The sequence below is a fragment of the Micromonospora sp. NPDC048930 genome (assembly GCF_043197935.1).
Classification (GTDB): domain Bacteria; phylum Actinomycetota; class Actinomycetes; order Mycobacteriales; family Micromonosporaceae; genus Micromonospora.
The window spans coordinates 666,014-680,679 of sequence record NZ_JBICUB010000003.1 but is presented as its reverse complement, the minus strand read 5'-3'; the positions used below and the strand labels follow the sequence as shown (position 1 = coordinate 680,679).

Below are 14,666 nucleotides of genomic sequence, written 5' to 3'. Positions count from 1 at the left end.
GGATCGGGTGAGGACGGGTCACCCGCCTCGCCCTAGCCTCGGCGGTATGGAGCAGGTCCGAGCCACTCCGGCCAATCCCACGCCGGACAAGCCGCAGGACCCGACCCGCCCCGGGGCCCAGGCCCGCGCCCTTCCGCCGGAACTGGGCCCGGACGCGATCGCCCTGGTCAGCGGCGCGACCTTCATGTACTCGGATCCGGTCGGCGACGTGCCCGCCGGGACCATCGGCGGCCTGGTCCACCGGGACACCCGTCTGCTCAACCACTGGGTGCTCACCATCGACGGCCAACGCCTGCTCGTGCTGCGCTCGAGCGTGGTCGACCATTACTCGGCGCAGTTCTTCCTGACCAACCCTGCGTTGCCCGACCTGCCGACGAACACCGTCGGTGTCCGGCGGCTGCGCTATCTGAGTGAGGGGTTGCACGAGCGGATCGAACTCATCTCCTTCGCCCCGCAGCGGGTGCGGTTCGCGCTGCGACTCGAGGTCGGCAACGACTTCGCCGACATCCTTGAGGTCAAGACGCACGTGCGGGACCGGTCGGCGTGGATCCAGCGTCGCCACGCCCCGGACGGCTCGCTGTTGCTGTTCCACTACGAGCACGACGGGTTCACCGCGGACGCCTCGGTCCGGTCGACCCGCTCACCGCAGCGACTGGAGGGTGATCACCTCGTCTGGGAGGTCGAACTCGGCCCCCGCGAGTCCTGGCGGGTGGACCTCGACGTGCCGGTGTCGGCGGGGATGGGGGTGACCAAGGGGGTCCGGGGTGACATCGCGGACATCTTCCACCACCGGGTGGAGGATCCGGCGGCCCGGTGGCTGGCCGGCGCGGCCCAGCTGACCAGCGACCACCAGGTGCTGGAGCGGGCGACCGCGCAGACCCGGGCGGACATGTCCGCGCTGCGGATGGAGATGACGCTGGGCGAGGAGCGGATCAGCCTGCCGGCCGCCGGCATGCCCTGGTTCCTCACGCTCTTCGGGCGGGACACCCTGATCACCGCGTACCAGGCGCTCACCTTCGGGCCCCGGCTGGCCCGGGGGACCCTGCTCTCGCTCGCCCATCATCAGGGCCGGCAGTGCGAGGACTTCACCGACGAGGAGCCCGGCAAGATCCTGCACGAGGTCCGCTTCGGCGAGCTGACCCGGCAGGGACTCATGCCGTACAACCCGTACTACGGCACGGCCGACGCCACCCAGCTCTGGCTCATCCTGCTGTCCGAGTACTGGCGCTGGACCCGGGACGACGAGCTGGTCCGGTCGCTGCGGGACAACGCGCTGGCGGCGTTGCACTGGATCGACCGGTACGGCGACCGGGACGGCGACGGCTACGTGGAGTACGGCACCCGCTCACCGGAGGGGCTGGGCAACCAGTGCTGGCGGGACTCCTGGGACGGGGTGCGCTTCGCCGACGGCCGGATGCCGGTGCTGCCGATCGCCACCTGCGAGATCCAGGGTTACACGTACGACGCCAAGCTGCGCCTGGCCGAGCTCGCCGACGGCCCGCTGGGCGACCCGGAGCTCGCGGACCGGCTGCGTACCGACGCGTACCGGCTGCGCGAGTCGTTCAACCGGGACTTCTGGGTCGAGGGGCGGGGCGGCTACTACGCCGTCGGCCTCGACGGTGACAAGAACCGGATCGACTCCATGACGTCCAACCTGGGGCACCTGCTGTGGAGCGGCATCGTTCCGCAGGAACGGGCCGCCGGGCTCGCCCGGCACCTGCTCTCCGACGACATGTTCAGCGGGTGGGGGATCCGGACCCTTTCCCGGGCGGACGCGCCGTACAACCCGGTCGGATACCACCTCGGCACGGTCTGGCCGCACGACACCTCGATCAGCGTGCTGGGGCTGGCCCGCTACGGCTTCCGTGACGAGGCCAACCGGGTGGCCCTCGCGCTGCTGGACGCCGCCGGCGAGTTCGGCGACCGGCTGCCGGAGGCGATGGCCGGGTACGAACGCGAGCGGACCCTCTTCGCCGTCCCGTACCCGACCGCGTGCAGCCCGCAGGCCTGGGCGTCCGGCGCTCCGCTGAACCTGATCCGAGCCATGCTGGGGCTCCAGCCGGTCGACGGCCGGCTGGTCGTCGACCCGGCGGTGCCGCCCGAGGTCGGCCGGATCCACCTCAGCGGCGTCCGGGCGTACGACCGGCGCTGGGACATCGAGGCCGTCGGCTCGGAGGGATACGTCCGGCTCGCCACGGAGTGACCCATCCCCACGTTTGTCGGGCGTGTCGACGGGAACGGCAGCGGGCATGACGAAACCTCGTGTGGTGATCGTGGGGGCCGGGTTCGCCGGATACCACGCGGCGAAGACGTTGAGCCGGCGGGCCGGCAAGCGGGCCGAGATCGTCCTGCTGAACACGACCGACTACTTCCTCTACCTGCCGCTGCTGCCCGAGGTCGCCGCCGGGGTCGTCGAGCCGACCCGGATCGCGGTGCCGCTCGCCGGCACCCTCGACGGGGTCCGGGTGGTGATCGGCGAGGCGGACCGGGTCGACCTGCAGAACCGCTGGGTCGGCTACCGCTCGATGGAGGGGAACCAGGGTCAGCTCGCGTACGACCGGCTGGTGCTCTCCGTCGGCAGCGTCAACAAGCTGCTGCCGATCCCCGGGGTGACCGAGTACGCGCACGGCTTCCGGGGCCTGCCCGAGGCGCTCTACCTGCACGACCACGTGGTGCGCCAGATGGAGCTGGCCGAGCTGACCGACGACCCGGCCGAGCAGCGCGCCCGCACCACGTTCGTGGTGGTGGGCGCCGGCTACACCGGCACCGAGGTCGCCGCGCACGGTCAGCTCTTCACCGACCGGCTGCTCACCCAACGGCCGCACCTCAAGGTCCGGCCGCGCTGGATGCTGCTCGACGTGGCGCCGCGCGTGCTGCCCGAACTGGACCAGCGGATGTCGACCACCGCGGACCGGGTGCTGCGCCGGCGCGGGGTCGACGTGCGGATGGGCACCTCGGTCTCCGAGGCCACCCCGGACGGGGTCATGCTCACCGACGGCGAGTACGTGCCGACGTGCAGCCTCGTCTGGTGCGTCGGGGTACGCCCCGACCCGTTCGTGGCCGAGCTGGGCCTGCGGACCGAGAAGGGCCGGCTGGTGGTCGACGAGTACCTCAACGTCCCCGGTTACCCGGACGTGTTCGCCTGCGGCGACGCGGCGGCCGTGCCCAACCTGGCCCGCCCCGGGGAGATCTGCGCGATGACCGCCCAGCACGCCCAGCGGCAGGGCAAGCTCGCCGCGCACAACATCGCCGCCTCGTACGGGGAGGGCGTGCGCAAGCCGTACAAGCACCACGACCTGGGCTGGGTGGTGGACCTCGGCGGCAAGGACGCGGCGGCCAACCCGTTGAAGGTGTCCCTGGCGGGCCTGCCGGCGAAGGCGGTCACCCGCGGCTACCACCTGCTCGCCATGCCGGGGAACCGGGCCCGGGTGGGCGCGGACTGGGTGCTCGACGCCACGCTGCCCCGGCCGTCGGTGCAGCTCGGGCTGGTGCCGGGGAACGCCGTACCGCTGGAGAGCGAGTCGCCCGAGGTGGTGCGGCGCGGCTGAGCCCGGCGCTCAGCCGCCGGCCGGCGGCGGTTCCCCGAGCTCGGGGCCCCGTCCGCCGGCCGCGTCGTGCGGGTGGCCGCCCCGGCCAGGGTCAAGGGCCGGGGGCGGCAACGTCCGGCGGCCCGCCGGGACGAACTCGCGCAGCAGGATCTGCCCGATCCCGGCGGCCGGGATGGCGAGCAGCGCACCCACCAGACCGGCCAGCTCGGCCGCGATCAGGACGCTGACCAGCACGGTCAGCGGGTTCAACCGGACCGCGCGGGAATAGATGAGCGGCTGCAGCAGGTGGTTCTCGACCTGCTGGTAGACCACGAAGTAGACCAGCACGATCAGGCCGGTGGTGGGGGAGTGCACGAACCCGCCCCCGGCCGCGATGATCGCGCCGAGGGTCGCCCCGACCAGCGGGATCAGGTCGGCGATGGCGACCAGCAGGGCGATCACCCCCGCGAACGGCACCCCGGTCAGGAACAGCACCACGAAGGTCAGGCCACCGCAGATCACGCTGATCAGCAGGTTGCCGCTGAGATAGCCGGTGATGGTGCGGGAGGAGTCCCGGCCGACCCGGCGTACCCGCTCCGCCGGGCCGTCGCCGACCAGGCCGAGGATGCCGGCCACGATCTTCGGGGCCTCCAGCACCATCAGGTAGGCCAGGACCACCACCGTCACCGTCCCGGCGACCGTCTCCAGGACGCCTCGGACCAGCCCGACGGCGGGCTGGCTCAACCGGGACCCGTAGCGCTGGAGCTGGTCGGCGTGGGCGCTGGCGTACCGCTGAAGGTGGAAGCGCTCCAGGAAATCGCCGAGCGGGCCGCGGCCGGCCCGGGTCTCCCGCAGCAGGTCGGGGGCCCGGTTCACGAAGCGGCTCGCCTCGTCGAGCAGCGGCAGAACGATGATTGCGACCAGCGCGGCGAGCGCCGCGAAGGTGGCCACGAAGACCAGCAGGGTGGCCAGCGCCCGGTGCCGGACGAACCGGCGTTCCACCCCGTCGACCAGTGGCTTCAGGGCCACCGCGAAGAACGCCGCGACCAGGATCCAGACCAGCACCCGGCGGGTCGCCCAGACCAGTCCCAGCGCCACCACGGTGGCCAGCACCAGGCCGATGACGACCAGCGTCCGCCGGGCGGTGGACCGGTCGTCGGCGCGGCTCATCCCGCGCGGCTACCCGGGCACGACGGAAGGAAACGCGCGGTCGCCTCAGCGCTCGGCGAGATCGGCGTCGGTGACCGGGCGGGCGCCGGCGACGAACGCGTCCAGGGTCGCCCCGTGCAGCACGCCCCCGGGCACCGGGTCCCCGGCGGCGCGGGCGACCAGGCGGCGTACCGGCAGCCGGTCGGGGCGGTGGGCGGCGGCGAGCACCAGGTTGCCGTAGCGCCGGCCGCGCAGCATCCGCCGGTCCGTGACCAGGCAGACGTCGGCGAAGACGGCGCGCAGCGTCGCCACCTGCGCGCGGGAGAAGACCAGCGGGGGCAGGTCGGTGACGTTGACCAGGTAGATACCGTCCGGGCGGAGCACCCGGGCCACCTCGGCGACGAACTCGACGCTGGCCACGTGCCGGGGCATCCGGGCCGCCCGGTAGACGTCGGCGAGCACCAGGTCGTACGCGCCGGCGGACGCCTCCGTCACCGCCTCCCGGGCGTCTCCGATCGTGACGTCCACCTCGGGCGGCACCGGGGGCAGTTCGCGGCGGACCAGGTCGACCACCGCCGGGTCCCGCTCCACGACCCGCTGAGCGGAACCGGGGCGGGTGGCCGCCAGCCAGCGGGGCAGGGTGAGCGCGCCGCCGCCCAGGTGCAGCGCGGTCAGCGGCAGCCGGGGCGGGGCGGCCAGGTCGACCACGGCGGCCATCCGCCGGACGTACTCGAAGTGCAGGTGACGCGGGTTGGCGACGTCGACGTAGGACTGTTCGACCCCGGCGGCGAGCAGGGTACGCCCGGTCGGCCGGGTCCGGTCCACGACGATCTCCAGGCGCTCCGCGCTCCCCACGGCGGGCAACGCTACCGGCCGCGCGCCGGGCCGGCGGGCCTGGTCCCCGCCGGCCCGGGTGGCTCAGCCGGCGTTCATGCCGGCACCGGCCTCGTCGATCGCGTCGTCGACCTGGTGGGCGAGGTCCACGTCCAGCGCCGTCACCCCGTCGACCTGCTGCGTCCGGACGGTGAGTACGGCGCTGTCCGGGTCCGGACGGCCGATCAGCGGGCGTCGTCCGGTCTCCACCCGGAGCAGGTCGAGCCGGTCGAGCACCCGGTCCAGGTTCCCGGCCGGCAGCTCGATCGTGCGCACCAGCGACTGCCGGTCGCTGGACCAGTACGGCAGTCCGGCGAGCGCGTCGCGCAGCTCCTGCTCGGACAGCGGCGCGGTGGAGGACGTCGGGCCCACCAGGCCGCCGCCGGGCTCCGGCGGCGGCGCGAGCAGATCCCGCAACCCGTCCGGTACGCGCAGCGACTCCACCAGCTCACCGTCGGCGTCGGCCAGCGCGGCGAGCGTCGCCTCGGCCTGGTACCGCGCCTGCTCCGGGGTGAGGCGGCTGCGCCGGCCCACCTCGGCCAGGAAGCCGGGCAGGTCCTGGCGCCGCTCGATGCCGTCCACCGGCACCACGTCGTGCAGCTTCACCGGCACCGCCTCGAGCAACCGTTCGCGTTCGGCCTCGTCGAGCGCCCAGGCCAGCGCGAGCACGGTCGCCTCCGCCGCCACCTTCGCGGTGGAGAAGTCGACGCCGGCCCGCCGGCTGACGTCGTCGACCAGGTCGCGGTAGCCCAGCGTGGTCACCCGTGCTCGGCTCCCGCCCGGCAGCGGGCGCGGCCGCTCCGGCACACCCGCCGGGGGCGGCGCGGGACCGCCGCGCGTGGTGTCCGGCTTGTGCCGGCCGGCCGGCGCGGGGCCGGACCGTTCGCGCTGGTCCAGCGAGGTGACCTGCTTGGACGCGCTCAGGCTGGCGCCGGTCTCGCTCGGCCGCCGACCGCGTTCCCGGGCCTCACGGGCGAGGGTCCGGCGGCGCTGGTTGTCGCCCTCCATCTGCTTGCGCATCGTCGCACCTCGTTCCTCGTCGGGTTGCGCCTTGCGCGGGTCGCCTTCCCGGCGCTCCTGGGAAGGAAACGGCGTGTCGGCGGGCGGCGAGCTTCATTCGCTGGGGGTGAGGGGCGTTCACCCGGCCGGGCACCACCATCGTCATTGACCGGGAAACTTCCGGCGTACGCGGAAGGGAAGGTCGTCATGAAGAGGATCGTCGAGATCGTCCCCGCTCGCCCCGGCTGGTACGCGCGGTGGCAGGTCGACCCCCAGCTCACCCGCTCCTACCCGGTGACCCTGTGGGCGCTGGTGGAGGAGACCGACGGCTCCGGCCGAGAGGTGGTCGGGGTCGACTGTGTGGGGCAGTGGCCCGGAGCGGACGACAACGAGCTGGGTGGGAACTTCGTCCGTTATCTCTTCCAGACGCCCGATTCCGGCGCCCCGGAGGACGCCGAACCACCCACGGTGGGCGAGCTGCGCGACTTCGGACCGCGGCTCCAACCCGTGCCCGCCGCCTGAGCCACCCTCCCCGGCCCCCGGCCCCTGGTCCCAGGGTCGGGGGCCATCCCCTGCCCGGACCCGGGGCGGCTCAGCCGACCTCGCGGGTGTCGTCGGTGGCGGCGCGCGGCGGCACGGCCAGCCCGGTGCGGTCCAGCAGGCCGGTGATGCCGGTGATGTCCAGGATCGTCTCGAGAAAGCGCGGAGCGAGCAGCCGGTCGACCTCGGCGCGCAGCGGTGCGGCCGTGGTGAAGGCCAGGTCGCCGCCGACCCTGATGGCCGGCGCCGCGGGGTCGGAGCCGTCCACGCAGATGCACAGCGGCGCCGCCTCGGGCGTTCTCCGTCGGGACACCACCATCACGCCTTTCCGCGGCACGCCGGACCGGCAGGGTCGCCCGGATCGTAACAACCCCGGAACCGGACCGCTCGGTCCCGCCGTCGCGCCGAGGTCCGCAGGCCGCGTGGGGTGGCGGTCCGGGCATACCGGCGTAGGGTGGGCGAAGGGATCTGACCATACGCACCGTTTCTGGTGGACCGAGGGCATCGACGAGGAGTGGGGCTCAGCTGGTGACTGCTGCCGACGTCAGGGGTTTCGACCCGGGCGACGGGCGGATCTCCACGCCGGGTACCCCACGGGCTGCGGCGCGGTCCGCCGACGCCCCGGCGGCGTCCGCGCTGCCGCCGCTGGCCCCGGACCGCAGCCGCCCCACTCCGGACTGGCCCGAGGTGGTCGAGCACTTCCGCGAGGGCCTGATCGTCTGCGACGCCGACGGTGTGGTCCGGCACCGCAGCCCCGTCGCGCAGCGGCTGATTCCCGAGGTGGCGCCCGGCCAGGTGCTGGCCGCCGCCGGCGTCGGCCCTCTCCTCGGCGGGGAACCCGCGGAGTTCACCCACCACGAGCGGCGGCTGCGGGTGCGGCCGGTGCCGCTGTCGGCGGACCGCCGCTGCTGGTACGTCGAGGATGTCACCGAGAGCGTCAGCCGCGCCGACGCGCTACTGGCCGAGCGGGCCCGCTCGGCCTTCCTGGCCGTGGTCGGCGAGAAGCTCGGCAACCCGCTGCACCCCGATCGGGCCGCCGCCGCGGTGGTCCGGCTCGCCGTGCCCACCCTGGCCGACGTCGCCGTGCTGGTGCTGGCCCCCCGCTCCGGTCGGGCCCGCTGGTGGCGGGCCACCCACGCCGACGAGGCGCCCACGGTGGACAGCGGGGTGCTCGCCGCCACGGCCCTGCCCGCCTCGATCGAGGAGGGACTGGCCGGCGCGGAGCCGCACGCCGTGGACTGGCTGGTCGAGCAGGCCGTCAAGGCCGGCTGGCTGCCCGGCCTCACGGCGACCGAGGCGACCGCCCGGGTGGTCCCGCTGCCCGGTCGGGACGCTCCCGCCGGCGTGCTGCTGGTCGCCCGCCGCTGCGCCCGCTCGTACGACGAGGCGGACCTCGACCTGGTCCGCGCCTTCGCGGCGCGGGGCGGCGCGGCGCTGACCACCGCGGTGCTCTACCGCGACCAGGCGGAGGTCGCCGACACCCTCCAGGCCAGCCTGCTGCCCGTCGAGCCGGCGGCGGCCACCGGGGTGCAGTGGGGCACCGCGTACCGGCCGGCGCAGGCCGGGCTGCGCATCGGCGGCGACTTCTACGGGTCGCACCGGCTCGCCGACGGCGGCTCCGTCTTCTTCCTCGGTGACGTGTCCGGCAAGGGCGTGGAGGCGGCCGTCTTCACCGGCCAGCTCCGCCAGTGCCTCCAGGCGCTGCACCGGGTCGAGTCGCAGCCGGGGCGGCTGCTGAAGCTGCTCAACGACGCCCTGCTGGAGACCACGCAGGCGCACGGGCAGGGGCGGTTCGCCACCATGGTGCTCGGTGTGGTGCGTCCGCACCGCGACGGCAGCCTCAGCCTGACCATGGCCGGCGGTGGCCACCTCCCGCCGCTGGTGCTGCGCGGGTCCGGCGAGGTCGAGGTGGTGCCGCTGAGCGGCATGCTGATCGGGGTCGTGCCGGAGCCGCGGATCGGCGAGATCACCGTACGGCTGGAACTCGGCGAGACCTGCCTGCTCTACAGCGACGGGGTGACCGAGGCCCGGGGCGGCCGGCGCGGCGACGAGCAGTTCGGCACCGAGCGGCTGCTGAACGCGGTCGCCGGCTGCCACCGGATGCCGGCCCCGGCGCTGGCCGAGCGGGTCGAGCAGGTGACCTGTGACTGGCTGGCCCACGGCGACCACGACGACATCGCCGTGCTCGCCCTGCGGGCGATCGGCGCGGGCACCCGGTCGGCCCGTCACCTGCACGCGGTGCCGGCTCCGGCCCGCGGGGACCAGGATCCGAGAGGAGCCCGCGCGTGACCGCGACGACCACGGAGGCGGACCCCGCCGCCGCCTTCCCGGGCTACCTGGAGTGCCTGGCGGAGGCCGACGAGTACGCCGCCGTCGAGGTCGCCATCGGGCTGCTGGAGGCCGGCGTGCCGGCCGAGCGGGTGCTGCTCGACCTGGTCGCCCCGGCCCAGGCCGAGGTCGGGGAGCGGTGGGCGCGCAACGACTGGAGCGTGGCCCAGGAACACGCCGCGACCCACATCAGCGAGCGGGTGGTGGCGGCGGTCACCGCGTACGTCGGCCCGCGCCCGACCCGTGGGCGGATCGTGGTGGCGTGCATGGACGGCGAGTGGCACGCGCTGCCGGCCCGCCTGGTGGCCGAGGTGCTGCGGCTGCGCGGCTGGCAGGTGACCTTCCTCGGGGCCAGCGTCCCCGCCGCCCACCTGGTGTCCTACCTGCACCGGTACGACGCGGACGTGGTCGCCCTGGCCTGCGCGCTGCCGATGCGGCTGCCGTACGCGCACCGGATGATCGAGGCGTGCCGCCGCTCCGACGTGCCGGTGGTGGTCGGCGGGCGCGGCTTCGGCGCCGACGGCCGGTGGGCCCGGGTGCTCGGGGTGCCGTGGGCGCCGGACGCGCCGCACGCGGCCGAGCTGGTCGCCGACGAACGGGCGCTGCGGACGGCGCCGCCCGACCGGCTGGACCACCTCGCCGACGACGAGTACGCCAGCCTGGTCAAGCGGCGGGGCGAGCTGATCGACAGCGCGCTCGCCGACCTGCGCGAGCGGGTGCCGTCGGTGCGCCACTACACCCCGGCGCAGCTCGACTCGACCGTCAGCGACCTCGGCTACCTTCTCGACTTCCTGGGTGCCGCGCTCTACGTCGACGACGAGACCCTGTTCACCGAGTTCGTCGAGTGGCTGGTGACCATCCTGACCAGCCGTGACGTGCCGGCCGGCGCGGTCGGGCTGACCCTGGACCACTATGGACGGCAGCTGCGGGACTTCCCCCGGGCGGGGCGTTTCCTCGACCGGGCCCGGGTGCGGGTCGCCGAACTCCCGGACACGGCGGACCGCTGACCGCCGCCGGTCCGGCGGCGGCGGGCGACCTGCGTATACTTGCTGGGCTGCAAGCGTCCTGCTTGCGGTGGGAGCGAGAGGGACCACGGTGACGTTGACCGTCACGTACGCCCAGCGGGACGGGAGCGCCTGCCTCCGGCTGGCCGGCGAGCTCGACATGAGCACCGCTCCGCAGCTCAACGACGCCATCGACCGGCTGGCCGCCGAGGGTCAGCGGCAGTTCCTCCTCGACCTCACCGAGCTGACCTTCTGCGACTCGACCGGGATCGCCGCCTTCGTGCGGGGCGACAACGCGGCCGCCGCCGACGGCGGCTGGCTGCGGATCACCGGGGCGACCGGCCGGGTGGCCCGGGTGCTCGAGGTGACCGGGCTCGCCGAGGTGTTGCGGTACGAGGCGGACACCCCGGACACACCCTCGCCGTCCGCCCGCTGATCGGCTAGATTTCCCCGCCAGCGGCCTGATCGCTCCGGCTGCATCCGCCCTCCCCGACCAGAAGCAGGTTTCCCCATGGGCCCACGTACTCCGAGCCCCGTTCGCATCCTCGTGGTGGACGACGACCCGGGGGACGTCCTCATGATCGAGGAGGCCCTCGAGGACTCCGACGTCGAGAAGGTGATCGACGTGGTCAACGACGGCCAGGAGGCGATGGAGTTCCTCCGCCGCGAGGGCCGGCACACCGAGGCCAAGCGCCCGGACGTCATCCTGCTCGACCTGAACATGCCCCGGATGGACGGGCGCCAGGTGCTGGGAGAGGTCAAGCAGGACGAGGACCTGCGGACCATCCCGATCGTCGTGCTGACCACCTCCAACGCCGACACCGACATCGTGGGCAGCTACACCTTGCAGGCCAACGCGTACGTGACGAAGCCGATCGACCTCGACGACTTCAACGACGTGGTGCACCGCATCGACGAGTTCTTCGGCCGCGTGGTGGTGCTCCCGAAGCACACCTGAGCGGTTCCTCCGGTGTCCGGATACTGAACATTTTTTGGGAACCGCCTCGGCCGTGACCGCCACCCCCGAGGATCGGCAGGTGGGGAAGTAACACCAGCTGCCTGGGGGGCGACAAGCATGAGGTTCTCCGTCGTTGAGACCGGTTACGACCAGCGGCAGGTGGATTCCTGCCTGGACGAGCTGGGGATCCGGTTGGTCCGGCTCGCGGCGCGCGCGGAGAGCGCCGCCGGCGCCGGCCGGGAGTGGGACCAGATCCGGCAGGAGGCGACCCTGCTCTGCGACTTCCTGCGCCGCCGGACCGCGCCGGTCGAGGGCGACCGCGCCGCCGCCCGGGCCGGTGCGGCGGTCGTGGAGCGGGAGGCCGCCGAGCTGCTGGCCCGGGCCCGTAGCGAGCTGGAGGCCGCCCGGGAGGAGGCCCGGCAGGTGCGCGAGCAGGCGTACGACGAGGCGGTGCGGGCGCGCCGCGACTTCGAGGCGGCGCTGCTGGCCCGCCGGCGGCGGGAGGCCCGGGTGGAGGAGATCCTGGCCGGGGGACGGGCCGAACCGGTCCCGGCGGACACCCCGACCGCCGCCGCGGGGGTGCCGTCCTCCCGGGTCGGGGCCGGCACGGCCGGTGACGGCGGGACGGGGTCGGCCGAGCGCAGCGCCGCCTGAGTCCCGGCTCAGACCAGCGCCGCCACCACCGTCGTCGCGCGGTCCTCGTGCTGCGCGTACGCGTCGGGGAAGGCGGAGACCTGCACGGCCTGGGCGGCCTGGGTGAGGCTCATGTCCTGCCAGCCCGGCACCTCGTTGAGCGCCGAGAAGAAGGCCTGGGCGGCGTACGACGGGCGCATGATCTGGGCGATCGTGCCCCAGCCGCTGCTCGGCCGCTGCTGGAAGAGTCCGATCGAGTCGTGGTCGGAGCCGCTGCCCTGGTGCGGGTAGTCGAAGGACTCGGGCAGCACGTCGCTGGCCAGGTTGTAGAGGTTGCTCTCCTGCATGGCGGTCGCCACCGCGATGACGAGGGCCGGCCGCGGCATCTTCATGGCCCGGCCGACGTCGACGATCACCTTGGCGTTGTCCATCTGGCGCTGGTCCAGGCCGGCGACCGGGCGGGGGTGCTTCGGCTTGACCGGCTTCCTGGTCGCCTGCCTGGTGGGGGTGGGGCTCGGCGTGGCGACCGGGATCGGGGTGACCGGCACGGCGACCGGGGGCGCGGTGCGCTCGTAGTCCCGGGAGGCGCGGTCGGTGGCGGCCGCCCGGTCGGCCATCATCTCGCGGACGGGCTCGTGGTGCTGCCCGGTCTGCTTGGCGCCGACGAATCCGATGAGGCCGAGACAGCAGGTCACGCCGGTGGCGACGGCGATCCGGCCGGGCGCCGAGGCGAACGGGCGGCGGCGGGGCGGCTCCGGGGCCCGGTGCCGGCCGATCCTCCGTTCGGCTGATGCGGGGTCGATCGTACGGCGAACGGGTGGCTTCTCGCTCGGCTGCTGCTCAGGGGAGTCGTCGGGATGCACCCGCCGAGGCTAGAAAGCATCCCGGCGCTTGCCATCGGGGTAGTTGGTGGCATGCGCCACAATTTGCCATGATCCGCACCGGCATTACGCTCGGTGGGCCATGAAAGCCGCCTTCTCTTCCTTCCCGAATTATCGGAAAAAGAGCGACAAGGGCGGGCATAAGGGGCGGATGATCATCTTCTCGGAGGTTCGGTCGCGCCTCCTCCGTTCGGCCCATGGGTACCCCCGCCACCTGTGGATTCGCTGGCGGCCGGAGGGACCAGGCCGGGGGCCTGCGGGATCACGGGCGCCGGCGCGGATCGGCTCGATACGATGCGGACGGTGACGGGGCGGATGGTCGACGAACGGGCCGGCAGCGACCCGACCGGTCGCCGGGACCGGCGGGGGCTGCTGGTCGCGATCCTCGCCGTGCTGCTCGCCGCGCTCATCGCCGGCCATCGGGCGGTACCCAACGTGCACGGCCTGGGCAGCCTGGTGGACAGCGCCACCCCGCTGCTCGGCCTCGGCGTACCCCCGCTCCTGCTCGCGGCGCTGCTGCGCCGCTCCCGGTGGGCCCTGCTCGCGGTGGCGCTGCCCGCGGTGGTCTGGGTGGCGGCCTACGGGGGCGCGTGGCTGCCACCGGCCGCCGGCGCCGGCCCGGCCTCGGTCCGGGTGGCCAGCCAGAACCTGCGCTCCGGCAACCCGGATCCGGCCGCGACGGTCGACGCGGTCGCCGGCGCGGGCGCGGACCTGATCGGGCTCCAGGAGGTCGACGACGGCGACCGGGTCGGCACCGCGCTGGAGCGCCGCTACCCGCACCGGGCCGCGGTGTCGACGGTGGCGCTGTGGAGCCGGTGGCCGATCCGGGAGTCGCACGGCGTGGACACCGGCCTCGGCTGGGACCGGGCGCTGCGCGCCGTGGTGGCCGCGCCGCGCGGCGACCTCGTGGTGTACGTGGTCCACCTCGGCTCGGCCCGGGCCGGGCACACCGCCACCCGGGACGAGACACTCGCCGCCCTCGCCGCCACCGTGCGGGCCGACCCGGCGCCCCGGCTGGTGGTGCTGGGCGACCTGAACACCGCCACCACCGACCGGGTCTTCGTCCCGCTCACCCGGTTGCTGCGCGACGCGCAGGCCGACGCCGGGCAGGGGTTCGGCTTCACCTGGCCGGCGGAACTCCCGGTGACCCGCCCGGACCACGTGCTCTACCGGGGACTCACCCCCACCGCGGCGGGGGTGCTGCACACCCCGGACAGCGACCACCGGGCGGTGACCGCCGGCTTCCGCTGGTGACCGGTCAGTGCCGCCCGTTCTCGGCCGGCGTCACGGTCAGCCGGTGCCGGCTGTTGTCGTCACTCGAGAAGGGCCAGAGCCGGTCGGCGTACGCGACCAGATCGGCCAACTGCTTCCGGGTGAGGCCCGCGGAGGCGATCTCGGCGTGCACGTCGGCCCGGTACCGGCCGTCGTCGTCGCGGCCCAGCTTCGCCTCCGCGGTGACCTCGACGGTGTGCGCCTCGTCGGTGATCTCACCGGCCGCCTCCACCGCCGCGTGGTGCAGGCAGGAGGCGAAGGCGGCGGCCAGCAACTGCTCGGGCGTCAGGCCGGTGCAGTGCGGCGCCAACGGGGACGCCAGGGCGGAGGAGAGGCCGCCGTCGTCGGTGCGTACGTGACCGCCCGCAGCGGTCGCGGTGGCCGTCTCGGGCAGCCAGGAACTCGGATCCGGCATCGCGTTCCTCCCGTCACTCACCCGCCCGGCTACCCGGCCCCTGCCCGGCGAAACCGTGCGCGAGCTGGCGGGAGGCGCTCGTGAAGG

Annotated in this window: 15 protein-coding genes; 9 read left to right on the top strand and 6 right to left on the bottom strand. The window is 74.2% G+C overall.

The annotated features are described in order from the left end of the window. Positions 1-46 precede the first annotated feature (46 nt). Together ACGFI9_RS11930 and ACGFI9_RS11925 are read left to right on the top strand one after the other, a co-directional pair. Entirely contained in the window at positions 47-2,203 is a 2,157-nt protein-coding gene (locus ACGFI9_RS11930) for a glycogen debranching N-terminal domain-containing protein (RefSeq protein ID WP_393177795.1), read from the top strand. 46 nt (positions 2,204-2,249) lie between these two features. Continuing rightward, positions 2,250-3,548 carry an NAD(P)/FAD-dependent oxidoreductase gene (locus tag ACGFI9_RS11925; protein ID WP_393177793.1) on the top strand — a complete coding sequence of 433 codons (1,299 nt, stop codon included), beginning with the start codon at positions 2,250-2,252 and terminating at the stop codon, positions 3,546-3,548. A gap of 9 nt (positions 3,549-3,557) precedes the next feature. Here ACGFI9_RS11925 and ACGFI9_RS11920 read toward each other — a convergent pair whose 3' ends face one another. From ACGFI9_RS11920 to ACGFI9_RS11910, 3 genes are all read right to left on the bottom strand, one after another. Continuing rightward, complete coding sequence (locus tag ACGFI9_RS11920; RefSeq protein WP_393177791.1) at positions 3,558-4,697, bottom strand: AI-2E family transporter; 1,140 nt, start codon at positions 4,695-4,697, stop codon at positions 3,558-3,560. Between the two features lie 45 nt (positions 4,698-4,742). Next, entirely contained in the window at positions 4,743-5,531 is a 789-nt protein-coding gene (locus ACGFI9_RS11915; RefSeq protein ID WP_393177789.1) for a spermidine synthase, read from the bottom strand. A gap of 63 nt (positions 5,532-5,594) precedes the next feature. Then, complete coding sequence (locus ACGFI9_RS11910) at positions 5,595-6,569, bottom strand: DUF2267 domain-containing protein (RefSeq protein WP_393177787.1); 975 nt, start codon at positions 6,567-6,569, stop codon at positions 5,595-5,597. Between the two features lie 186 nt (positions 6,570-6,755). Here ACGFI9_RS11910 and ACGFI9_RS11905 point away from each other — a divergent pair, with 186 nt between their 5' ends. Then, positions 6,756-7,070, top strand: coding sequence for a hypothetical protein (locus ACGFI9_RS11905; protein ID WP_393177785.1), 315 nt, complete (start codon positions 6,756-6,758; stop codon positions 7,068-7,070). Between the two features lie 70 nt (positions 7,071-7,140). Here ACGFI9_RS11905 and ACGFI9_RS11900 read toward each other — a convergent pair whose 3' ends face one another. Next, on the bottom strand, positions 7,141-7,401 hold the full coding sequence (locus tag ACGFI9_RS11900; protein ID WP_393177783.1) for a hypothetical protein: 261 nt from the start codon (positions 7,399-7,401) through the stop codon (positions 7,141-7,143). Positions 7,402-7,616: 215 nt separating this feature from the next. Here ACGFI9_RS11900 and ACGFI9_RS11895 point away from each other — a divergent pair, with 215 nt between their 5' ends. The 5 genes from ACGFI9_RS11895 (at position 7,617) to ACGFI9_RS11875 (ending at position 12,032) form a co-directional block, all read left to right on the top strand. Beyond that, positions 7,617-9,377: a PP2C family protein-serine/threonine phosphatase gene (locus ACGFI9_RS11895; RefSeq protein ID WP_393177781.1), complete on the top strand. Its 1,761-nt coding sequence runs from the start codon at positions 7,617-7,619 to the stop codon at positions 9,375-9,377. Beyond that, entirely contained in the window at positions 9,374-10,423 is a 1,050-nt protein-coding gene (locus ACGFI9_RS11890) for a B12-binding domain-containing protein (protein ID WP_393177779.1), read from the top strand. The genes ACGFI9_RS11895 and ACGFI9_RS11890 overlap by 4 nt, the downstream gene beginning before the upstream one ends. Before the next feature lie 88 nt (positions 10,424-10,511). Next, a complete protein-coding gene (locus tag ACGFI9_RS11885) occupies positions 10,512-10,856 on the top strand; it encodes an STAS domain-containing protein (RefSeq protein WP_393177776.1) in 345 nt (114 codons plus the stop codon). Between the two features lie 75 nt (positions 10,857-10,931). Further along, on the top strand, positions 10,932-11,378 hold the full coding sequence (locus ACGFI9_RS11880; protein ID WP_393177774.1) for a response regulator: 447 nt from the start codon (positions 10,932-10,934) through the stop codon (positions 11,376-11,378). Between the two features lie 117 nt (positions 11,379-11,495). Beyond that, a complete protein-coding gene (locus ACGFI9_RS11875) occupies positions 11,496-12,032 on the top strand; it encodes an ATPase (protein ID WP_393177772.1) in 537 nt (178 codons plus the stop codon). An 8-nt stretch (positions 12,033-12,040) separates the two neighbouring features. On the opposite strand, the gene ACGFI9_RS11870 is transcribed toward ACGFI9_RS11875, so the two are convergent. After that, a complete protein-coding gene (locus ACGFI9_RS11870; RefSeq protein WP_393177770.1) occupies positions 12,041-12,874 on the bottom strand; it encodes a hypothetical protein in 834 nt (277 codons plus the stop codon). Positions 12,875-13,195: 321 nt separating this feature from the next. On the opposite strand from ACGFI9_RS11870, the gene ACGFI9_RS11865 reads away from it, so the two are divergent. Continuing rightward, positions 13,196-14,146 (top strand): endonuclease/exonuclease/phosphatase family protein, encoded by a 951-nt coding sequence (locus ACGFI9_RS11865; RefSeq protein WP_393177768.1) that lies wholly within the window; start codon positions 13,196-13,198, stop codon positions 14,144-14,146. Between the two features lie 4 nt (positions 14,147-14,150). Here ACGFI9_RS11865 and ACGFI9_RS11860 read toward each other — a convergent pair whose 3' ends face one another. After that, entirely contained in the window at positions 14,151-14,579 is a 429-nt protein-coding gene (locus ACGFI9_RS11860; RefSeq protein WP_393177766.1) for an OsmC family protein, read from the bottom strand. Between the last annotated feature and the right edge of the window lie 87 nt (positions 14,580-14,666).